At 66.4% G+C, this 21,890-nt stretch carries 15 protein-coding genes and 1 tRNA gene; 10 read left to right on the top strand and 6 right to left on the bottom strand.

Annotation, left to right across the window (positions count from 1 at the left end; translation table 11 throughout):
* Position 1 precedes the first annotated feature (1 nt).
* Complete coding sequence (locus M3O59_RS01980) at positions 2-2,233, bottom strand: 1,4-alpha-glucan branching enzyme (protein ID WP_116905862.1); 2,232 nt, start codon at positions 2,231-2,233, stop codon at positions 2-4.
* The gene (gene glgA / locus M3O59_RS01975) at positions 2,230-3,813 is read right to left on the bottom strand and encodes a glycogen synthase GlgA (RefSeq protein WP_064633131.1); all 1,584 of its coding nucleotides are present in this window, start codon (positions 3,811-3,813) and stop codon (positions 2,230-2,232) included. Before glgA ends, M3O59_RS01980 begins: the two co-directional genes overlap by 4 nt.
* Before the next feature lie 488 nt (positions 3,814-4,301).
* On the opposite strand from glgA, the gene M3O59_RS01970 reads away from it, so the two are divergent.
* Complete coding sequence (locus M3O59_RS01970; RefSeq protein ID WP_064633129.1) at positions 4,302-5,930, top strand: GGDEF domain-containing protein; 1,629 nt, start codon at positions 4,302-4,304, stop codon at positions 5,928-5,930.
* A 146-nt stretch (positions 5,931-6,076) separates the two neighbouring features.
* Here the strand turns inward: M3O59_RS01970 and M3O59_RS01965 are convergent, their stop codons facing one another.
* Positions 6,077-7,018 carry a DUF808 domain-containing protein gene (locus tag M3O59_RS01965; protein WP_116905861.1) on the bottom strand — a complete coding sequence of 314 codons (942 nt, stop codon included), beginning with the start codon at positions 7,016-7,018 and terminating at the stop codon, positions 6,077-6,079.
* A 321-nt stretch (positions 7,019-7,339) separates the two neighbouring features.
* On the opposite strand from M3O59_RS01965, the gene M3O59_RS01960 reads away from it, so the two are divergent.
* Both M3O59_RS01960 and M3O59_RS01955 read left to right on the top strand, forming a co-directional pair.
* A complete protein-coding gene (locus M3O59_RS01960; RefSeq protein ID WP_239686996.1) occupies positions 7,340-8,986 on the top strand; it encodes an ABC1 kinase family protein in 1,647 nt (548 codons plus the stop codon).
* A gap of 380 nt (positions 8,987-9,366) precedes the next feature.
* Entirely contained in the window at positions 9,367-11,475 is a 2,109-nt protein-coding gene (locus tag M3O59_RS01955; RefSeq protein WP_116905860.1) for a phosphoglycerol transferase I, read from the top strand.
* A 127-nt stretch (positions 11,476-11,602) separates the two neighbouring features.
* Here M3O59_RS01955 and M3O59_RS01950 read toward each other — a convergent pair whose 3' ends face one another.
* On the bottom strand, positions 11,603-14,050 hold the full coding sequence (locus M3O59_RS01950; protein WP_249046848.1) for a DUF3772 domain-containing protein: 2,448 nt from the start codon (positions 14,048-14,050) through the stop codon (positions 11,603-11,605).
* Positions 14,051-14,313: 263 nt separating this feature from the next.
* Between M3O59_RS01950 and M3O59_RS01945 the strand changes: the two genes are divergently transcribed.
* Positions 14,314-14,655 carry an HPF/RaiA family ribosome-associated protein gene (locus M3O59_RS01945; RefSeq protein ID WP_116905858.1) on the top strand — a complete coding sequence of 114 codons (342 nt, stop codon included), beginning with the start codon at positions 14,314-14,316 and terminating at the stop codon, positions 14,653-14,655.
* Between the two features lie 165 nt (positions 14,656-14,820).
* Here the strand turns inward: M3O59_RS01945 and M3O59_RS01940 are convergent.
* A tRNA-Arg gene (locus tag M3O59_RS01940) sits at positions 14,821-14,897 on the bottom strand.
* 170 nt (positions 14,898-15,067) lie between these two features.
* Here M3O59_RS01940 and ubiA point away from each other — a divergent pair.
* Entirely contained in the window at positions 15,068-15,967 is a 900-nt protein-coding gene (gene ubiA / locus M3O59_RS01935; RefSeq protein WP_116905857.1) for a 4-hydroxybenzoate octaprenyltransferase, read from the top strand.
* A 376-nt stretch (positions 15,968-16,343) separates the two neighbouring features.
* On the opposite strand, the gene M3O59_RS01930 is transcribed toward ubiA, so the two are convergent.
* Positions 16,344-17,069: a ComF family protein gene (locus M3O59_RS01930; RefSeq protein ID WP_181920549.1), complete on the bottom strand. Its 726-nt coding sequence runs from the start codon at positions 17,067-17,069 to the stop codon at positions 16,344-16,346.
* Between the two features lie 49 nt (positions 17,070-17,118).
* On the opposite strand from M3O59_RS01930, the gene bioB reads away from it, so the two are divergent.
* From bioB to M3O59_RS01905, 5 genes are all read left to right on the top strand, one after another.
* Positions 17,119-18,153, top strand: coding sequence for a biotin synthase BioB (gene bioB / locus M3O59_RS01925; RefSeq protein ID WP_116905855.1), 1,035 nt, complete (start codon positions 17,119-17,121; stop codon positions 18,151-18,153).
* Between the two features lie 201 nt (positions 18,154-18,354).
* A complete protein-coding gene (gene bioF, locus M3O59_RS01920) occupies positions 18,355-19,560 on the top strand; it encodes an 8-amino-7-oxononanoate synthase (protein ID WP_116905854.1) in 1,206 nt (401 codons plus the stop codon).
* Between the two features lie 190 nt (positions 19,561-19,750).
* On the top strand, positions 19,751-20,125 hold the full coding sequence (locus M3O59_RS01915) for a DUF7079 family protein (protein ID WP_116905853.1): 375 nt from the start codon (positions 19,751-19,753) through the stop codon (positions 20,123-20,125).
* Between the two features lie 164 nt (positions 20,126-20,289).
* Positions 20,290-21,051: a pimeloyl-ACP methyl ester esterase BioH gene (gene bioH, locus M3O59_RS01910; RefSeq protein WP_116905873.1), complete on the top strand. Its 762-nt coding sequence runs from the start codon at positions 20,290-20,292 to the stop codon at positions 21,049-21,051.
* A gap of 43 nt (positions 21,052-21,094) precedes the next feature.
* Entirely contained in the window at positions 21,095-21,877 is a 783-nt protein-coding gene (locus tag M3O59_RS01905) for an SDR family oxidoreductase (RefSeq protein ID WP_064632938.1), read from the top strand.
* The last annotated feature ends 13 nt before the right edge of the window (positions 21,878-21,890 follow it).

Genomic DNA, 21,890 nt, shown 5'->3' with positions numbered 1-21,890 from the left:
GTTATTTCTCCGCTTGCAGATAGATCGTGGCTAGCGGCGGCAGCGTCAGGCGCAGACGTTGCGCATGCCCGTGCATGCCCATCGGCTCGGTCGCAAGACGACCGCTGTTGCCGAGGTTGCTGCCGCCGTAATGGGCACCGTCGGTGTTGAGGATTTCGCGCCAGTGGCCGGCACGCGGTACCCCCACGCGATAATGGTGAAGCGGTTGCGGGGTGAGGTTGCTCACCGCCAGCAACGGTGCACCGCCATCGGGATCGTGGCGGATGAATGCCAGCACGCTGTTGCGCGCATCGTCGGCCACGCTCCAGTCGAAGCCTTCGGCGCGATGGGTGCCGCGATACAGCGCCGGGGTGCGGCGCAGCGCAGCGTTGAGGTCGCCCACCAGGTGCTGCACGCCACGATGCGGCGCGCCGTCGAGCAGGTGCCAGTCCAGCGACTGATCGTGATTCCAGCCGGCCCATTGGCCGAATTCGGCGCCCATGAACAGCAGTTTGTCGCCCGGGTGCGCCCACATCAGCGCCAGATACGCGCGCAGGTTGGCGAAGCGGCGCCAGTCGTCGCCCGGCATCTGCCCAAGCAGCCCACCGGTGCCGTGCACCACTTCATCGTGCGAGATGGGCAGCACGAAGCGCTCGTCGAACGCGTACACCAGCCCGAAGGTGAGCTGGCTGTGGTGCTGCGCACGTTCGGCCGGATCGCGCTGCATGTAGCTCAGCGTGTCGTGCATCCAGCCCATGTTCCACTTGTGCGTGAAGCCCAGGCCGCCATCGCTGATCGCGGCGGTGACCCCCGGCCAGGCGGTGGATTCTTCGGCAATGCTGAGCACGCCGGGAAACTGCGTGGCGATCTCGCGGTTGAGCTGGCGCAGGAACGCCACCGCTTCCAGGTTCTCGCGGCCGCCATGCGCATTGGGCACCCACTCGCCTTCGGCACGGCCGTAGTCGCGATACAGCATCGAGGCCACCGCATCCACGCGCAGGCCGTCGAGGTGGTAGTGGTCGATCCACTCCAGCGCGCTGCCGAGCAGGTAGGCGGTCACTTCCGGCCGGCCGTAGTTGTAGATCAGCGTATTCCAGTCGCGATGCATGCCTTCGCGTGGGTCGGCATGCTCGTACAGCGCGGCGCCGTCGAACTGCGCCAACCCATGCGCATCGTCGGGGAAATGTGCGCTGACCCAATCCAGGATCACGCCGATGCCGGCGCGGTGGCAGGCATCCACAAACTGCGCAAACCCGTCCGGGCTGCCGTGACGCGCGGTGGGCGCATACAGGCCCAGTGGCTGATACCCCCAGGAACCGCCGAACGGGTGCTCGGTGATCGGCAGCAATTCGATATGGGTGAAGCCGAGCTGCTGCACGTAAGGAATCAGCTGCTCGGCCAGCGTTGGCCAGTCCAGCGGCTGGTTGTGGCCATCGCGGCGCCAGGAGGCGGCGTGCACCTCGTAGATCGACAGCGGCGCCGGCACGGCGCTGGGGTCGCGCTTGGCCATCCACGCCGCGTCGGTCCACGCAAAGGTGCCGGTGCCAGGCACCACCGACGCCGTGGCCGGGGGCAATTCGGTCTGCCGCGCGACCGGGTCGGCCTTGAGCAGCACCCGCGCATCGGCCGCAGTGACGGCGTATTTGTAGCGCGTGCCGGCTTCCACGCGCGGCAGGAACAGTTCCCAGAAGCCGCCGGTACGCTGCCGCATCGGGTGGCGCCGCACGTCCCAGCCATTGAAGTCGCCAACCACCGCCACGCGTTGCGCATGCGGCGCCCACACTGCAAAGCGCACGCCCGGCACATCACCGCACTGCACGTGCTGCGCGCCCAGCGCACGGCGCAAGGCCTGGCCGTCGCCGGCAGCGATCTGCAGCAACAACGATTCGTCCAGCGTGGCCGCGAACGCGTACGGGTCTTCGATCTCCTGCACCACGTCCGGCCACACGATCCGCAGCCGGTATGGCCCTTCGAGGGCAAGCGTGCCTTCGAATACGCCGTCGATCGGGCTGGCCTGCATGCGCGCCAGCAACTTGCCGCGCGGGTCGATCAACCCCATCGCCTCGGCGCCCGGCGCCAACACGCGCACCTGACGGCGGCCATCGGCCAGCGGGTGCGGCCCAAGCAACGCAAATGCGTCGGCCGGCAATCCATCGGCCAGCGCCTGCAGGGTCTGCGACATTTCCGAGAGCCCTTCCGTGGTCACGCCGTCTGCTTCCGTATCCTGCTCCTGCACGCCCTGCCGTTCGCTCATGACACCGTCGCAAGCGCGGGCGCGGTTGCAGCGGTGCGTTCGTAGAGAGACAGGTATTTCTTGCCGGCCACGTCCCAACCGCTGGGCCGCAGCATGGCCGCGCGGCGCATCGCCGACAGCAGGCTGGGCAAGCGGAAGGTGCGGAAGGCGCGCTCCAGGCAGCGGCGCAACGCTTCCACGCTGGCGTGCTGGAACAGGAAGCCGGTGACGCCATCGTCCACGGTGTCGATCAGCCCGCCGGTGGCGTGCGCAATCGGCAGGCAGCCAAAGCGCTGCGCGTACATCTGGCTCAGGCCACAGGGCTCGAAGCGCGAGGGCATGAGCAGAAAGTCGGCACCGGCGAACATGCGCCGCGCCAGCCCTTCCTCGAAGCCGATGAAAGCGCCGATCTGGCCGGGATAGCGCCGGGTCAGCTCGGCCACCTGGCGCTCGATCTCCGGCTCGCCGCCGCCGATCACTGCGATCTGGCCGCCGGCGGCCACGATCTGCGGGGCGACCTCGCAGATCAGGTCCAGGCCCTTTTGGTGCACCAACCGCGACACCACCGCAAACAGCGGGCCGGTGCTCTCGCGCAGCCCGAACGCCTTGCGCACCTGCGTGGCGTTGGCCTGACGGCCCTGCCACTGGTTCACGCTGAAGTGCGAATCCAGGTATTCGTCGGTGCGCGGGTCCCAGCTGGCGTCGATACCGTTGACGATGCCGGTCAGCGCGCCCTTGGCGGCGCGACCGGCCAGCAGCCGGTCCAGGCCACAGCCCTGGGCCGGGCCGGTGATCTGCTTGGCGTAGCTGACGCTGACGGTGTTGACGTGGTCGGCATTCACAATACCGCCGCGCAGGAACGACATCTGCCCGTAGAACTCCAGCTCGGCCACGCGCTCGGCGGGGATGCCCAGCGCAGCCGCCATCGAATACGGCACCAGCCCCTGGTAGGCCAGGTTATGGATGGTCAGCAGGCACGGCGTGGTGCCGCCGGACCAGCGCACATAGCCGGCGGCCAGCGCACACGGCCAGTCGTTCAGGTGCAGCAGGCGCGGCTTCCAGCCCAGCCCGGCATGGCCGGCGGCAATTTCCGCGGCGGCATGCGACAGGGTGGCGAAGCGGATTGCGTTGTCTTCGAACTCCGAACCGCTGGCGCTCACATACGGCGAGCCGTCGCGTTCGAACAGTTCCTTGGACAGCAGGATATAGATGGGCAGCCCGTCGGACTGCACGATGCGGCCGATGTCGCAGGCCGGTAGCGCGGCATGCGCCAACACGCGGCCGACGATTTCCACCTTGCCGGCGCGCTCGAGCACCGCGCGGTAGCCCGGGATCAGTACGCGCACGTCGTAGCGATGGCGCAACGCGCGCGGCAGTGCGGCCGCTACATCGCCCAGACCGCCGGCCTTGATGAAGTCCGCCATCTCCGACACCACGAACAAGGCCCCGCGCGTGTCCGCCAGCGACACCGGCAGGCGCTCGTGGTGACGGATGAAGCGGCCGCGCGCATCACGCGGTCGCCCGCTCTTCTTCAGAGTAGGGAGCATCGTGCTGCGCTCTAAGCGTGCGGTGGTAGCGTGAAGCGGCATCATAGCAACCATCTAAACATCCGTCGTAATGTGGGGTGAGACGGAAAAACGGCGAAGCGGAAACCACCGTCTGCCGATTCAGCCAGACGACTTGCTACGAATGAGGAGCGGGGCCAACGCGCGTACTCCACGGTGTCCTTGCCGACGAATTTACACCCCGACCAAATAAAATATGCGTGAACACGTGCTGACTTTTCTGCGACAGGCTACATTTCTTTGCGCACAGCTGCGCATACGCGCAGGCATAAGCACGTCATTGCAGTGCGATGACATCCCCGTATCGGTGCATACGCAGTGAGATGCACCCGGTGCGGGAGAACTCTGCCGCGTTCGTCGTCACCTGGATAACTTGTTCATCGACGCGTCCGCGTCACTTGTCGCGACGGCGCTTCGCGCATTGCCTGCATGCTGTTGCTGCGCGCTACGGCCCGGCTTGCTCAAGCGGCCCGTGCCCGCGCCGATAACGAGCGTTAGTAAAAGACCTTTCGAGACCCCGGCGCATGGCAGACCAGCCCGACCCCTCAAGCCGCCCGCGTGGCGGGCTGCGCCGTCTGTTGCCCTGGGGCGGCGCGGATACTGCGCGCCCCGCCGCTGCCTTGCCCGCAGTGATCAACGGCGAGCGCGGCGGGCAGGGCCTGTCCGCACATCAGCTGGTGCCGGCCAAGGCCAAGTCCGGCGCGCACGACCCCGCCGCCGCCACTGCCTTGCTGATGCGGCTGTTCTCGCATGCCGCGCATCCAGAGGCGCTGCTGCTCGCGTTCGCCGAAGGCATCGCCAGCCTGCATGGCGAACTCGGCGACATGGGCGTGCGCCTGAGCGCGGCGTATGCGGCCGGCGATTGGCCCGGCTACGGCCGCACGCTGCGCCAGCTGATCGACAAATACATCCGCACCATCGATATCGGCGATTCGCTGGCCGAAGGCCGCACCGAAGCCGAACAGCTGCGCGACCTGCTGCGGCATGCGCTGGGCAATGCCCTGGCCACCCTATTGCAACGCAGCCCCGAGCTGGCCGAAGAGGCCCAGACATTGGCCTCGGCGCTGCGTCACTGGCGTCCGGGGCATGAACTGATCACGCTGGAACAGCGCCTGCGCGAACTGAGCCACCAGATCGGCCTGCGCGCCGACGATGCCAGCGAGCAGCAGAACCTGTTGTTGGGCTTGTTTGACCTATTGCTGGAGAACGTCGGCGAACTCCTCGACGATCGCAGCTGGTTGCAGGGCCAGATCTCGGTGGTGCGGCAGCTGCTGGCCGGGCCGCTGGACGTGGAATCGATCGAGCAGGCGCGCGGCACCCTGCGCGAGGTGATCTACAAACAGGGCCTGCTCAAACAGGGCATCGCCGATTCCAAGACCGCCATGCGCGAGATGATGGTGTCCTTCGTCGACCAGCTCGACGGCATGGCCACCAGCACCGGCGAGTACCATGACCGCGTTGCCGGCTATTCGCAGGCGATCGGCGACGCTCGCAGCATTCCAGATCTTAATCGCCTGCTGCAGGACGTGCTGCAGGACACCGCCGGGGTGCAGGCGCAGGCGCTGGCCGCGCGCGACGAGCTACTGTCCGCACGCCGCCAGGTCGAAGACGCCGAACAACGCATCGCCTCGCTCGAACAGGAGCTCAACGCCGTCGCCGGGCTGGTACGCGAAGACCAACTGACCGGCGCGCTCAACCGGCGCGGCTTTGAAGAACTGTTCCAGCGCGAGGCGGCGCGCACCCAACGCAGCGGCCAGCCGCTGTGCGTGGCGATGCTGGATCTGGACGACTTCCGCCGGCTCAACGAGGCACACGGCCACGCCGGCGGCGACGCCGCGCTGCGCCACACCGTGGACGTGGCCAAGGCAGTGTTGCGCACCACCGATGCCATTGCCCGCTTCGGCGGCGAAGAATTCGTGCTGCTGCTGCCGGACTCGACCATTTTCGAAGCCAGCGCCGCGGTCATCCGCCTGCAACGCGCCCTGGCGCAACGCTCCTTGCTGCATGAAGACGTGCGGATCTTCATCAGCTTCAGCGCAGGCGTGGCGCTGCGCCACACCGACGAAACCCAGGACGATGTGATCCGCCGCGCCGACCGCGCCATGTACGACGCCAAGGCGGCCGGCAAGAACCGGGTGATCAGCGCGGACTGATGCTCAACACCCGGCGTGTGCATCGCTGGCGTGGCAGGCCGGGCGCGTTCAAGCGCGAATGCCCGGCGCGGTGACCAGGTCGGCCCGGGCAATACGGCATTGGTCAGGACGCCGCTGCGGCGCCCGATCAACGCCGGCGCCAGGCATCAATGGGCCGCCTTGGTCCCGCGCAGCTTCTGGAACCCGATGACCGCCGCCAGCACCACCGCGCCGGCGACCACGCCGACCATCATGTTGCCCAGCGCTTCGACCAGCCAGCCCAGGCCACCGGCCGACGTGGCCAGGTCCATCACTGTGTGGTGAAGGATGGGGATGTCCTTTACCAAAATGTGGCCTCCCACTAAAAACATCGCAACCGTGCCAGCCACCGATAGAAACTTCATCAGCCATGGCGCACCGATCAAGATGCCGCGGCCAAACGCAGCCAACGCCGTGCCCTTCTTGCTGAGATACAAGCCTAGGTCGTCCAGCTTTACGATGGCGGCGACTAAGCCGTATACGCCGACGGTCATGACCAATGCGATCGCCATCACGGTCAAAACCTGCTGTTCAAAAGGCGCTTCCTGTACCGAGCCAAGCGTGAGCACGATGATTTCGGCCGAGAGGATGAAGTCGGTGCGGATCGCGCCCTTGACCTTGTCCTTCTCCAGCGCCACCACATCGACCTTCTCATCGGCCAGCGCGCGAGTGCGCTCGGCGTGCCGCTGCGCTTCTTCCGCTTCGTCGTGCAGGAACTTGTGCGCCAGCTTTTCCACGCCCTCGAAGCACAGGTAGGCACCGCCGATCATCATCAGCGGCATCACCAGCGGGATGTTGTAGCCGCGCCCGCGCAGCCAGGCCTCCAACGCACTGATCGCCAGCGCTGCCGGCACCAGGATCACCTTGTTGACCAGCGAGCCCTTGGCCACCGCCCACACCACCGGCAGTTCGCGGTCGGCGGTGACGCCGGTCACCTGCTGCGCGTTGAGCGCCAGGTCGTCGCCCAGCACGCCGGCGGTCTTCTTGGCCGCGACCTTGGTCAGGATGGAAACGTCGTCCAGCAGCGTGGCGATGTCGTCGAGCAGGGTGAACAGGCTGGCACCGGCCATGCGCAAGGTCCTTCGTGGTGGTCATGCGTGAGTGGGCGTGAATTCTCGCCGATCCCGCCGCCGCGTGGGGTGATGGCAGACGGTCGCGCGGTCATTGCGGGCCGATGCCGGCACTACGGCTGCATCGTCAGCCTGCGCCGCGCCTGGGCCAGGCAGCGCGCGCACCACGGCCATGGCGTGCCTGGATTCACCAGGCGACGACCCGGCGCTGGCCACACTCGCCGCCTGCATGACGCCCGGAGATGGCCTTTGAGTCCCAACGATCCGCACCGCACATCGGCCTCTGCCGCGACCCCGGCCGACCACGCCGTGGTGGGCGGCATGAGCCGGCGCACGCAGATCCTGCGGCTGCTGCTGCGCTATCGCGGGTCGGGCGTGTTTGCCGGCATGAACCTGGACCCGGCCGCCATCAACGAGTACGAAGTGCCTGCCGAAGGCACCCCGGACCAGTTTGTCTCGGACCTGGAATCGCTCGGCCCCACCTTCGTCAAACTGGGCCAGATGCTGTCCACGCGCCCGGACATCGTGCCGCCGGAGTTCGCCACCGCGCTGGAGCGCATGCAGGAGAACACCAGCTCGGTGCCGGTGGAGCGCATCCGCCAGATCATCGAGGAAGAACTCGGGGTCTCGGTCAACAAGGCGTTCTCGTTTTTCGACCCGGTGCCGCTGGGCTGCGCCTCGCTGGCACAGGTGCACCGCGCCGCGTTGCGCGACGGCACCCCGGTCGCAATCAAGGTGCAAAAGCCCGAGGTGGCCGCGCAGGTGCGCTCGGACCTGGACGTGCTCAAGAGCTTTGCCACCGCCGCCGACCGGCTGACCGGCATCGGCCGCCGCGTGCGCTTTGCCGACTGGCTGGGCGAATTCGGCAAGACCCTGCGCGCCGAGCTCAATTACGAAGACGAGGCCGAAACCCTGGTGCGCTTCGGCAAGCATCTCAAGCCCTTCCCGCTGCTGTGGATTCCGCAGCCGGTGTGGGACCTGAGCAGCCGCAAGGTGCTGACCATGCAGCTGGCCGAAGGCGTGCGCGTGGACAAGATCTCCGGCCTGCGCCGCACCGAACAGCCGATGGACAACCTGGCCGCCGAGCTGGTGAAGGGTTATCTGGACCAGATGTTCGTGCATGGCGAGATCCATGCCGACCCGCATCCGGGCAACCTGCGCGTGCTGCAGGACGGGCGCCTGGCCATCTTCGACCTGGGCATGGTCGCGCACGTGCCGCCGCGCCTGCGCGAGCGCCTGCTCAAGCTGTTGTTTGCCGCTGTCGATGGGCGTGGCGAGGAAGTGGCCGAAGAGACCATCGCGCTCAGCACGCGCCTGGAGGATTACGACGAGGACCGCTATCAGCGCGAAACCGGGCAGATGATCGCCCGCTACGCCGCGCACGACACCACCTCCGAAGGCCGCGTGGTGCTGGATCTGGTGCGCATCGCCACAGCGAACGGCCTGCGCACGCCGCCGGAACTGAGCCTGCTCGGCAAGACGCTGCTGAATCTGGAAGGCGTGTGCCGCGCGCTGTCGCCCAACCTGGATACACGCCGCATCGTCGAGCGCCATCTGCAGCACGTGATGCGGGCGCGGCTGAAAAAGTCCCTCTCTGCAGCCAACCTGGCCAGCGAGGCGATGGAACTGCAGCATCTGGTGCGCGAAGGCCCGCGCCGCATGTCCGAAATTCTCTCGCTGGCCGCGGAAAACCGCCTGCAGATGCGCGTCACCGGGCTGGAGGAATCGCATCTGATGGAAAGCCTGCAGAAGATCGCCAACCGCGTTGCGGCCGGCATCGTGACTGCCGCGCTCATCATGGCCTCGGCGCAGATGATGCGCATCGAAACCGGCCTGAAGCTGTGGGGCTACCCGGCCATTGCGATGGTGCTGTTCCTGCTCGGCGTTTTCTTGGGCCTGGGCATCGTGCTCAGCGCGTTGTTCTTCGACCGCCGCGTGCGCGCGCGCGAAGAGCGCGGGCATCGCTAGCGCGCGGTCGATCACGTCGCGCTGCTGCGTGTCTTTAGCAACGTTGGTCCATCCGCGTGCGCTAGATGCACACCCACATAGAGAAACAAGCAGCCAACAAGCCCCTCTCCCCGCGGGAGAGGGGTTGGGGTGAGGGTACGAGGCGGAGCCACTCATCCGTGCATCGACCGCACGACGCAACACGATCTCAAGTGGCCCCGGCGCGTGCACACCCGCATCGACCAACGCATCAACCCCATACCCCACAACGCAACAAACATTTCAGTCAGCTTCAGCGCGGCATAGTCCGTCATCCGGGTGTCATGATTCAGGTGACAAACAGGACATGGCGAGCAAGGCGTCCGGCACGCGCTCGCATCATTCTCCCACGGACGCTGCGCATGCATTGGATGTTGTTGGTTTCGTTGTTGCTGTTGCTGTGGCTGTTGGTCGCCTCGCCTCGTCTGGCGTGGCTCAAGGCTGGCCTGCTGTCGCTGCTGTTGCTAGTGCTCAGCGCCTGGGGATTGGTCGACCGGCTCAGTGGCGACGGCATCAATGCCGCAACGCTCTATCACCTGCGTGCGGACATGGACGGCGCCGGCGTCAGCGATTTCTCCGGCTACATCGCGGTCTTCATCGGCATGCTGCTGCTCTCGCTTAGCCCGCTGATACTGGTACGGGTACGACGCTTTCGGCGCCCGCGCGGTGGCGGTGCGGTGTTTGCGGCGTTCGTGGGCATGTTGCTCATCAGCATTGCAGTCAGCCCGCTGTATCGCGATGGCAAGCGTCTCTACTACCAGTTGCGCCCGGTCGATTACGCCACCGTGGTGCCGGAATACCAGGTGCCGCAGCAACCGCTGCAGAAACGCAAGAACATCGTCTGGATCTACGGCGAAAGCCTGGAACGCACCTACTTCGACGAAGACGTGTTCCCTGGCCTGACGCCCAACTTGCGTGCGCTGGCCACCGAAGCGGTGGATGTGCGCAACATCACCTCCACCGAAGGCAGCGGCTGGACCATTGCCGGCATGGTGGCCTCGATGTGCGGCGTGCCGCTCACCACCGCGCCGGGCGATGAAAACAGCATGGACCGCATGGGCATGTTCCTGCCCGAAGCACGCTGCCTGGGCGATTACCTCAAGGACCAGGGCTACCGCAATCACTACGTGGGCGGTGCCGATGCCAGCTTCGCCGGCAAAGGCCGTTTTCTGTCCAGCCACGGCTTCGATGTGGTACATGACGTGCACTATTTCCAGGACAAGGGCGTCGCGCCGAAGCACTTTTCCGCCTGGGGCGTGCACGACGACGTGTTGCTGGACGATGCCTGGGACAGTTTTCAGACGTTATCGCGGGCCGGCCAACCGTTCATGCTGACCACGCTGACCATGGACACCCATCACCCGGCCGGACACCTGCCGCTGGCGTGCAAGGGCCAGCACTACGACAGCGCCCTGGGCGACATCGGTCTGTTGCATGCGATCAAGTGCAGCGACCGGCTGATCGGCGAGCTGGTTGCACGCATTCGCAACAGCCGCTACGGCAACAACACCATCATCGTGATCGCGTCCGATCATCTGGCCATGCCGAACGATCTGAGCGATGTGCTCGCCAAGCAGAAGCGCGAAAACCTGCTGTTGTTCCTCGGCAAGGGCATCGCGCCACAACAGGTCGTCACGCATGCAGGCAGCACGCTCGATTCCGGTGCCACGCTGCTGCAATTGCTGGAACCAGGGATGCGCACGCTGGGCTTCGGCCGCTCGCTGCTGGCCAGCGATGCACCGCCCAGCGCCAGCGTTGCCGCCAGCCGCGACAGCGGCAAGGAGTACCCGCGCTACCTCGCCTTCGCGCGCACGCTGTGGACCGGGCAAAGCACCCGCATGCTGCGCGTCAATGGCAATGGCGACGTAGTGGTAGGCGTACAACAGGTGCGCCCACCGGTGCTGCTCGAATACGACGAAGACACCAATCTGAAAACGGTGTATCTGGAAAACACTTCGCGCCAGTTCGACCGCACCCATTCCGACGGCCCGTTGGCCTACGTGGACCGCTGCACCGCGTTCGAAGACGGCTCAGCCGATGGCGACTGGTGCGCGTTGGTGGTCGATCGCCAGCAGAACATGAAGCTGTATCGCGACCCGGACCTGACCCGCGGCATTGCCGTCGATGCGCCGTTGCACGCTACCCCGCAAGCCCCGCGCCCGCGCGTGCGCCAGCCCATCATGCTCACCCAGGCCGCGCGCAAGACCGATGCGGGCAGTTACATGCTCGAGCTCTACGCCAAGCGCCGGCCTACGCGCGCGTTCTGGGTCGAAGCGGTGTCCTCCGAGCGCAAGGTGGTATTGGCACAGCAATGGGTGGTGCCCGACGCCGCTGGACGCATCCGCATGCCGGTGGGCCTGGAGCATGCGGTGGAAGACCTGGAGATCCGCGCCTGGCTGGATTACACCGAAGACGTCAGCGTGGACGATCTGGCCTTGGTCAAGGACACCCCGGTGGCTGATCGCTCCTGATGTGAGCCGCTGCACCGCCATGAGGTCTGGCGCTGCTACTGCATCAACGGGGACGGCCCAAGATGGCCGCGTCCGCAGCACGCTCACGTTCTATCCAGCGCTACACAGCCACGCCAAATTCGCCGCCTCAATCTTCCGAAGCAGGCGTGCCATCCCCGGTCTCGCGCGCCACCGCTGCACCTGCACGGCTGAAGCGGATTTCCTGCGGCGATTGCAGCGCAATACCTACCGTTTCCATGCGCTGCAGCAGCGCGAAGAACAGCTCACTGCGCACGCCATAGGAATCGCGCGGACTGCTGACGTAGGCAAACGAATTGAAATTGACATGCCCGCCCGCCAGCGAATCGATGAAGACCGATGGCGCCGGCTCGGCCAATACCCTGGCATGCTCGGCGAACAAGGCCAGCAGCATGTCGCGCACCTTCGCCACGTCGGTTTCCAGCGGCACCGAGAACTGCAATTGCACACGGCCCATTGGATTGGACAGCGTCATGTTGCGCACGCTCTTGGTGATCAACTCCGAGTTGGGCACGATCAAGGTGGAGCAGTCGCCTACCTGGATTTCGGTGGCACGCACGCTGATCTTGCGCACATCGCCCTCCTGGTCGCCAATGCGCACCCAGTCGCCGATCTTCACCGGCCGCTCGGCCAGAAGGATCAGCCCGGACACGAAGTTCTGCGTGATCGCCTGCAGACCGAAACCGATACCCACCGACAAGGCACTCAACACCAGCGCCAAGCGTTTCAAGTCCAGACCCAGGGCAGTCAGCCCCCATACCACCACCACCAACCAGCCCAGATAACGCGCCACCGTGCTGATCGAATTGCGCGCGCCGGCATCGAGCTCGGTCTTGGGCAAGTAGGTGTTGAGCAGCCACTGCTGCACCACGTGCACCACACCCAGGCCCAGCACGAACACCAGCAATGCACGCACGACCGCAACCGGTGTGATGGTGAGCTCGTCGCTGAGATAGAGGCCGTGCGAGACGTTCTCGGCCCAGCCGGTGACCGCAGAGAGATTGGCGCCATACGGCGTGATCAGCGCCGCGATTCCCAGCAGGATCAACACGACACGGACGACGGCTGACAGCAGCAGACCCAGTTGCACAAGACGTCCGCTGCCTATGCCCGAAGCATGCGACAACGCACGGTTGAAGCGCCCCTCTGGATTGAAGATCCAGGTCAGCAGGTCGTCGGCAAATACCACCAACAAACCGAGCAGGCTGCAGATCAGCGTGATCCAGATGATCTGACGTGCGATAAACAGCGACAGATTGATATAGCCAAACAACGCCGCCAGCAGCGATACGATCACCGCCACATGCCCCAGCAGGCGGATCAGCACGATGACTCCGCCGCCACGCGACACCACCGGCGGCGGCTCGCTGCTATCGGCACTGGCGGCCCCGGCGCTTGCGGCACGCGCGCGCAACGACAGGCTCAGGCCGGCCAGTGCAGAAAGGATCAACCCGGCATACAACAACGCAGCCACCGCATCGGTCGCGGTGGTAGCGACGGCACTGGTGCGCGCCACTTCGTTGAGCTTCATCGCCATGCCGCTGAGCCAGCTCACCGCGGCGGTGGCCAGGCAATGCACGCGCAGCCGATCGACGGTGGCGTCGTCCAGCGGGAACAGCCGCCAGGTGGGTTGGTGCTTCATCAGCAGGCTGGCACTGAGCGAGCCGACAAAGGCGGCGATGAAGCTGATGAAGACGAACGCACCCAGCAACTCGTCCAGATCGGCCGGCACCTTGACAGTCGCACGCATGCTTTCGGCCAGCACCCAGGCAGCCATCCCAAGACTGAGCGTGCCGACCAGCAGGAACCACAGCGCCAAGCCGGAGCGTCGCAACCGCCCGCCCGGGGCACGCGACGCTGCATAACGCCGCCCCAGATGACGCAGAAAAATGCGTAGCGGGAAGGCCAGCAGCAGCGCGATGGCCACACCCGTCACCAGGCGGCCAACGCCGTTGGCCGCCGTGCCGGCGCGCACCGCCTGGACAGCATCGTCGTACAAGCCGCGCAGACGGGTGCGATCATCCGGCCATTGCTGCGCAATCTGGTTCCAGAACGCCGGCGATAGCGGCGAGGCAACGCGCGTGGACAGCTGCACGCTGAAAAGCTGCGCGCGCTTTTGTTCCAGGCGATCGGCGAGCTCACGGGCTTGCGAGTCCAGCAGATTGGCGCGCTTGAATTCTGCATCCAAGGCGTTTTTTTCTTTCTTTAACGCTTCGCGCTGCTTTTTGAGATCGGCCGCCTCGCCTAGCTGCGCATCACCCAAGCCGGCTAGCTGCGAACTGATTTGCTTGAGCGGTGGATCCAGCTGTCGCGCCAGATCCTGCGCCTGCCGCTGCGCCAGCGTTACCTGGTCTGTCAAAGAGCGCAGCAGTTCGGTATCGGCCTTCTCCAGCCCGGCCTCCCCCTGATCCAGTACCTTTTGCGCACTGTCCAACTGTGTTTGCGCGGTCTCCAGCAAGCTGTCCTCATCCTGGGCGAGCACCGCGCCTGCACAGACCAGCCATAGGCCGCAGCACAGCAGCACGCGCAACACCTTGCTCGAACGGGCAGACGACATAGAACGAAATCGGGACACAGGCAGGCATCGGACGGGCGCAGGACCGCGCGGTGCCGGCATCTTAAGCCACCGCCCCCACCCTGCCGCCCACCGCTAGGGCGGCGATTCATGCGGACGAAAGCGCAGCGTCCGGGGGAATGCGACGGGCCAGCCAACCACTGCATGAACATGCAGTGGCTTGTCACCTTGCGGCAACACCGAGCTGACGCAGAATCAAGCCACCGCTACGCAGACGTAGCGGATGACCGCGAAGGAGACACTCTATGCAGATTCAGATCCAGACCGACAAGCACGTGCCGCACGATCCGTCTGTTGTGGCGCATGTCGAAAAGACCTGCACCGCCCAGTTGGCGCATTTCGCCAGCGACATCACCCGCGTGGAAGTGCATCTGCGCGATGAGAACGGTCAGCGCGGCGGCGCGGCGGATCGAACCTGCAGCATCGAAGCGCATGTCGCCGGCCTGCCACCGATTGCGGCCACCAACAGCGCCGAAACCACCGCCTCCGCCGTCACCGGTGCCGCGCGCAAGCTGCGCACCGCCATCGAGCACGCACGCGGCAAGCAGCAGTCCAAGGCCACCGTTCCGCCGCCGGAAATGCTGTGACCTGAGATGCGCCTGGCAGGATGGCCTCGGCCACCCTGCCAACCGGCGCAGCGATGGTGTCGCAGTGCCACCAGGTCGCAACACTCGAAGCGCCGGCCACATGCTGATCCAGAAACGACATCGGCCCGCTGCAGTGACACTGCGGCGGGCCGACTGGTTTGGATCTGGTGCGCCCGGAGGGATTCGAACCCCCGACCAATGGCTTCGGAAGCCACTACTCTATCCGGCTGAGCTACGAGCGCCTGGCCGCGCATTATGCCAGAACAGCCGCCTCGCGCGTGACGGGGCCTGGCAAGACGTGACCTGCCGCTATGCCAGGCCGCAACCAATCGACACTCTGACCGGGTGGATGGAGGGCATGCCTTGCGCGCCCGCATGACCACGGCCAAGCCGCGCTGCTACCCTTCGCAACATGAGCAAGCACGGTGTCGAACAACTGCCGGCAGCGCGCGCGCTGACGTGGCCGCAGCGACTGGGGCAGTACTGGAAACTGGTCCGTGGCGATCGCCCGATCGGCAGCCTGTTGCTGCTGTGGCCTGCCTGGTGGGCGTTGTGGCTGGCCGCCGACGGCCTGCCGCCGCTGTGGACGCTGTGCGTGTTCACCGCCGGGGTGTGGCTGACCCGCTCGGCCGGCTGCGTGATCAACGACTACGCCGACCGCTGGCTGGACCCGCACGTCGAGCGCACCAAGTCGCGCCCGCTGGCCACCGGTGCGGTCTCCGGCCGCGATGCGCTGTGGGTGTTCGTGGTGCTGATGCTGGTGGCGTTCGGGCTGGTGCTCACGCTGAACTGGCTCACCGTGGCGCTGAGCGTGCCTGGTGTGTTCCTGGCCGCCAGCTACCCCTACCTCAAGCGCCACACCCATCTGCCCCAGGTCTATCTGGGCATGGCGTTCGGCTGGGGCATCCCGATGGCCTTCGCCGCCGTGCAAGGCAGCGTGCCGCTGCTGGGCTGGCTGCTGTACGCAGCCAACATCCTGTGGGCCACCGCCTACGACACCTGGTACGCCATGGTCGACCGCGACGACGACATCCGCATGGGCAGCAAGTCCACCGCCATCCTGTTCGGCACGTACGATCTGCTGGCGCAAAGCGCGCTCTATGCGCTGATGTTCGCCACCCTGGCGGCGGTCGGCCTGCGGGCCGATCTCGGCACGGCCTACTGGGCAGGCCTGGGCGTGGCGGCTCTGCTGGTCATCTACCAATTCCGCATCGCCCGCCACCGCGAACGCGGCCCCTGCTTCCGGGCCTTCCTGCACAACAACTGGGTAGGTCTGGCGATCTTTGTCGGCATCGCAGTGGCAGTGCGTTAGGGGCGGGATTCGGGAATTGGGAATTGGGAATTGGGATTCGGGAATTGGGAATTGGGAATTGGGAATTGGGAATTGGGATTTGGGATTTGGGAATTAGGGTCCGTGGATCCGGGATCTGGCATTTGGGATCCGGGGTTGGCAGGCGGCAGCGTTCGACAGACAAGGTCCTGTTGAAACATTTGCTCCCTCGCAACAAGCGTTGGCCTCTCCAACGTAAAGCCTGCGCCACAGAGAACCACTCCGCAGGCAACAAGCCCCTCTCCTACGGGAGAGGGGTTGGGGTGAGGGTACGGGACCAAGCAACGCCTGCAGCCCGCGCTGAAGTGTCTTTGGGCTATGACAGAGCCACCTCACACAGAAACCGCATCCACCCCCATCACGGCACCCGCGCGCACACCCACGCATCCACCCGCTGCACGCCCGCGCGCCGCAAGGCCCTGGCCGCCGCATGCAACGTGGCGCCGGTGGTCATCACGTCGTCCACCAGCGCCACATGTGCCGGCAACGCCCCGCGTGCCAAGAACGCATCGCGTACATTGCGCTGCCGCTCGATTGCGTCCAGCTCGGATTGCGGCGCGGTGGCACGGACGCGTCGCAGCACCGGCAGACACGGCAGCCGCAGCGCGCGGCCCAGCGGCCTGGCCAACTCAAGCGCCTGGTCGTACCCACGCTGGCGCAGGCGCTGCCGGTGCAGGCTCACCGGCACCAATGCCTGCGGTCGCGGCAGGCTGGCGCAGCGCCGGGCCATCAACTCGCTGAGCAGGCGGCCCGCCGCCAGGTCCTGATGGAACTTGAAGCGCCGCAGCAGCCCGTCCACCGGCCAGCGATAGGTAAAACAGGCATGTACGCGCTGCAGGGGCGGGGCCTGTTGCAGGCACTGCCCGCACAGCGCCGCCCCATCGGAGGCGAACAACTGGGTAGCGCAGCACAGACAGGCATGGCCATGCTCCGGCAATGCGGCCCGGCACGACGGACATAGGTCGCAATCGGCCATGCCCGCTTCCGCGCAGACCAGACACAGACTCGGCAACAGCAGCCGCAACACCCGGTGCGGCCACCTGTAAACCGATCCCACTTCTTCAAAGTTGACAGCTTCTTCCATGCTCACCAGACTGCCTGGCTTCCAAGCCGCTGACTGTCAGGAAACTCCGATGTCTGTTGCCGTACGCCATGACTGGGATCGCAAAGAGCTGCAGTCGTTGTTCGATCTGCCGTTTCCGGAGTTGCTGCACCGTGCGGCCAGCGTGCACCGCGCCCATTTCGATCCGACGGAAGTGCAGGTCTCCACGCTGTTGTCGGTCAAGACCGGCGGCTGCCCGGAAGATTGCGCGTACTGCCCGCAGGCGCAGCGCTACGACACCGGCGTGACCGCGCAGAAGCTGATGGAGACCGAAGAAGTCGTGGCCAAGGCGCGCCAGGCCAAGGCTGCCGGCGCCTCGCGTTTCTGCATGGGCGCCGCCTGGCGCTCGCCCAAGGAGCGCGACATCCCCAAGGTGGCCGCGATGATCCGCGAGGTCAAGGCCATGGGCCTGGAGACCTGCGCCACGCTGGGTATGCTCGACGCAGGCCAGGCGCGCGCGCTGAAAGACGCCGGGCTGGACTACTACAACCACAATCTGGACACCGCGCCGGATTACTACGATTCCATCATCCATACCCGCCACTACCAGGACCGTTTGAACACCCTGGAACATGTGCGCGATGTGGGTTTGAAGACCTGCTGCGGCGGTATCGTCGGCATGGGCGAAACCCGCGAACACCGCATCGGTCTGCTGCTGGCGCTGGCCACGCTGCCGGCGCATCCGGATTCGGTACCGATCAACCAGCTGGTGCAGGTGCCCGGCACCCCGCTGCACGGTACCCAGCAGCTGGACCCGTTCGAGTTCGTGCGCATGATCGCGGTCGCGCGCATCGCCATGCCCAAGTCGATGGTGCGCCTGTCCGCCGGCCGCGAAGCGATGAGCGACGAACTGCAGGCGCTGTGCTTCCTGGCCGGCGCCAACTCGATCTTCTACGGCGAGAAACTGCTGACCACCGGCAACCCCGACACCGAGCGCGACCAGGCCCTGTTCCAGCGCCTGGGCCTGCGCCCGATGCAGGTCACCGTCGATGCCGCCGAGCACGACCACCCCGGCACCGTGCATGCGGACATCACCCGCGGCGCGGCGTGCGAACACGCCGCATGACGGAGCACGCCGTTCCGGCGTGACCCCGCACTACGTCCAGTTCTTCAGAGCCGAGAAGGGCGGGCTGCAGCGTTCAACAGGCATCGCCGGCAGCCCATGCACCTCAAGCCCACCCCGCTGCCACCGGCCGTCGGTGCCAGCTGGGCGAGATGAGCGCGGCACGCTACGCTAGCGGCCCTTCTTTCGTTGTCGAACGCCCCCATGGCTCGCCCCGATCTGCACGAACGGATTTCGTCGCTGCGTAAATTGCGTGTGGCCCAGGAACGGGTGCGGGTGCGGCGGTTGGTGGGGCGCCGCGATGGCGTGCGGCTGGAGATCGACGGCCGCTGGCTGACCGGTTTCTGCTCCAACGACTATCTGGGCCTGTCGCAACAGTTCGAAGTGGTCGCCGCCTTGCAGGACGCCGCCGCGCGCGATGGTGCCGGCGCCACCGCCTCGCATCTGATCTGCGGCCACCACACCGCGCACGAAACGCTGGAACGCGAGATCGCCGAGTGGTTGGGCTACCCGTCGGCGTTGCTGTTCGGCAGCGGCTTCATCGCCAACCTGGCCGTGCAGCAGGCCTTGCTCAGCGAAGAAGACGATGTCTGCGTGCAGGACCGGCTCAACCACGCCAGCCTGCTCGACGCCACCCGCCTGGCCGGCTGCCGGCTGCGGCGCTATCCGCACCTGGACGTGGAAGGTGCGATGCGCCAGCTCAAGGGCGCACCCGACGGTGCGGCGATGCTGGCCAGCGACGGCGTTTTCAGCATGGATGGCGATGTGGCGCCGCTGCGTGCGTTGAGCCTGGTGGCGCGCATGCAGGAAGCGTTGTTCTATGTCGACGACGCGCACGGTGTGGGCGTGTTGGGCCCGCAGGGGCGCGGTTGCGTGGCCGATGCCGGTTTGGGCGTGGCCGAAGTACCGCTGCAATTGGTGACGCTGGGCAAGGCGCTCGGCGGCTACGGCGCGGTCGTGGTCGGCGAAGAAGCATTGATCCGCCATCTGGCCGAAACCGCGCGGCCGTACATCTACACCACCGCGTTGCCGCCGGCGCAGGTGGCCGCCACCCTGGCCGCAGTCCGCCTGGCGCGCCGCGACGATTGGCGGCGTACGCGCCTGGTCGAATTGATCGGCACTTTCCGCGATGGCGCGCGCAAGCATGGCTTCGAACTGATGGCCTCCGACACACCGATCCAGCCGTTGCTGTGCGGCGAAGAAGCCACCGTCATGGCAATGTCGGCCGCGCTCGAACAGGCTGGTTTCATGGTCGGCGCCATCCGTCCACCCACCGTGCCCGAAGGCAAGGCGCGCCTGCGCGTGACGCTGTCTGCGCTGCACACCCCGCAGCAGGTGCAGGCGCTGATCGACGCCATCGTGCAGGCGCGCGATGTGGTGAGCCGGCAGCCGCTGCGTGCATCTGCCTGAGGGCGCCGCCCTGCATGCGTGGCCTGTACTGAAAGTGGCAGGGCCCACCCAGCCAACGCATTGACTGCACAACGCGCGCGCGTGGCAGGCGGCACCCGCGCGCTGACGTTTCGTTGCGACCTGCTCTGTGTGCATTGCACCGGTTTTGCGGTGCATGCGTACTAGCCACCCATGGCATCTGGTCACTGACATGCCGCTGGCGACGCCGGGTACAGCCACAGCGGCGCAGCGCCGCGTGTGGGAAGCGTTGTCGCTGCTGTATCTGGACACCGACAGTCGCGACGACAACAGCATTGCGCACGCTTTAGCCGTCTCACCATTCACCCTGGAACAGTTACGCACGATGCTGTTGCACGAGGTACATCCGGTGCTGATCGGCAATCTGCGCAGCGTGGCCGGCGTCTGGGGTGGATTCGACCCCGACTGGTTGGCGGCCACGATCCAGGCGCGGCGTGCACGGCGCTGGCGCTGGCCGGCGCGTTGGTGCTGGCGCGGGCATGCGCGCACGCAATGGGCGTTGCTGGCCCCGAAGATCAGTGCGCTGCGTGCAGCCGTCTCGCACTGACGCCGGCGCGCCGCAACAGCGCCATACCTAAACACCCAAGCGCCAATCGGCAAACTGCAAGCGGCGACAAGGCCACCACCATCCAGTATTTCTGGACCCTGTCGCAGCACCAACGCGCCTCGATCAACGCGTATGGGCACGCAACAATCGGCGACAATACGCGCATGCATATCGACGTCATCGGCCACGGGCCTGCGCTGGTTCTTCTGCACGGTTGGGCACTGCACGGCGGGGTGTTCGCGCCGCTGGTGGAGCGCCTGTCGTCGCACTATCAACTGCATCTGGTCGACCTGCCCGGGCACGGCTTCAGTCGCGACGACCGCACACCGCTGGCATTGCCGTACGTGGTCGCAGAGATTGCGGCAGCCACACCGCCGGCGGTGTGGCTTGGCTGGTCGCTGGGCGGGTTGTTTGCGCTGCATGCGGCGGCCACCCAACCGCAGGTGCGCGGGCTCGCGATGATCGCCGCCACACCGCGTTTCGTGCGCGGCAACGACTGGCCCGATGCAGTGCAGCGCGAGGTGTTCGTGCAGTTCGGCACCGAGTTGTCGCGTGACTATCGCGGCACGCTGGAGCGGTTTCTTGCGCTCGACACACTCGGCTCGGCGCATGCGCGCAGCGAGCTGCGCAGCCTGCGCGAAACGCTCACCGCGCGTGGCGAACCGGCGCCCGATGCGTTGCAGCAAGGGCTTGCCCTGCTCGAGCGCACCGACCTGCGCCGCGCCTTGCCGCAACTGGCACGCCCCAGCCTGTGGATCGCCGGGCAACGCGATCGCCTGGTGCCTGCCGCCGGCATGCATGCCGCCGCTGCGCTCACCCCGCAGGCGCAGGCGCTCACCATCGCCGGCGGTGGCCATGCCCCTTTTCTCGGTCACGCCGATCAGGTAAGCGAGGCGCTGCAACGCTTCGTTGCGTCCGTGCCATGAGCGGTCGCCGAGCATGCGCTATCGCTGATCGAGGACACATCGCATGGATCTGGGAATCGCCGGCCGCTGGGCCCTGGTATGCGCCGCCAGCAAAGGCCTGGGGTTGGGCTGCGCAGGTGCGCTGGTCAGCGAAGGCGTCAATGTGGTGATTGCGGCGCGTGGCAGCGCCGCACTGGAACAGGCCGCCGACGCACTGCGCGCACGCCCCGGTGCTGGCGAGGTGCGCAGCGTGGTCGCCGATATCGCAACGCCGGCAGGACGCAGCGCCGCGCTCGCGGCCTGCCCGCAGGTCGACATCCTGATCAACAACGCGGGCGGCCCGCCGCCGGGCGATTTCCGTCAGTGGGAACGCGAAGACTGGCTACGCGCGCTGGACGCCAACATGCTCGCGCCGATCGAACTGATCCGCGCCACCGTCGATGGCATGCGCGCACGCCGCTTCGGCCGCATCGTCAACATCACCTCCAGCGCGGTGAAGGCGCCGATCGATATCCTGGGCCTGTCCAACGGTGCGCGTGCCGGCCTCACCGGCTTCGTCGCCGGGTTGGCGCGCAGCACCGTCGCCGACAACGTCACCATCAACAACCTGTTGCCCGGGCAGTTCGCCACCGACCGCCTGCGCGGCAATTTCGCCGCCATCGCGCAACGACAGGGCAGCAGCGCCGACGAAGTCGCCGAGCGCAAGCGTGCGGGCATCCCGGCCGCACGGTTTGGCGAGCCGGACGAGTTCGGCGCAGCCTGCGCGTTTCTGTGCAGCGCGCAGGCCGGCTACATCACCGGGCAGAACCTGCTCATCGATGGCGGCAGCTATCCCGGCACGTTCTAGCGCAACGAACCTG

It is taken from the genome of Xanthomonas nasturtii (assembly GCF_023337365.3).
Classification (GTDB): Bacteria; Pseudomonadota; Gammaproteobacteria; order Xanthomonadales; family Xanthomonadaceae; genus Xanthomonas; species Xanthomonas nasturtii.
This window is presented reverse-complemented; position numbering and strand designations above follow the sequence as displayed.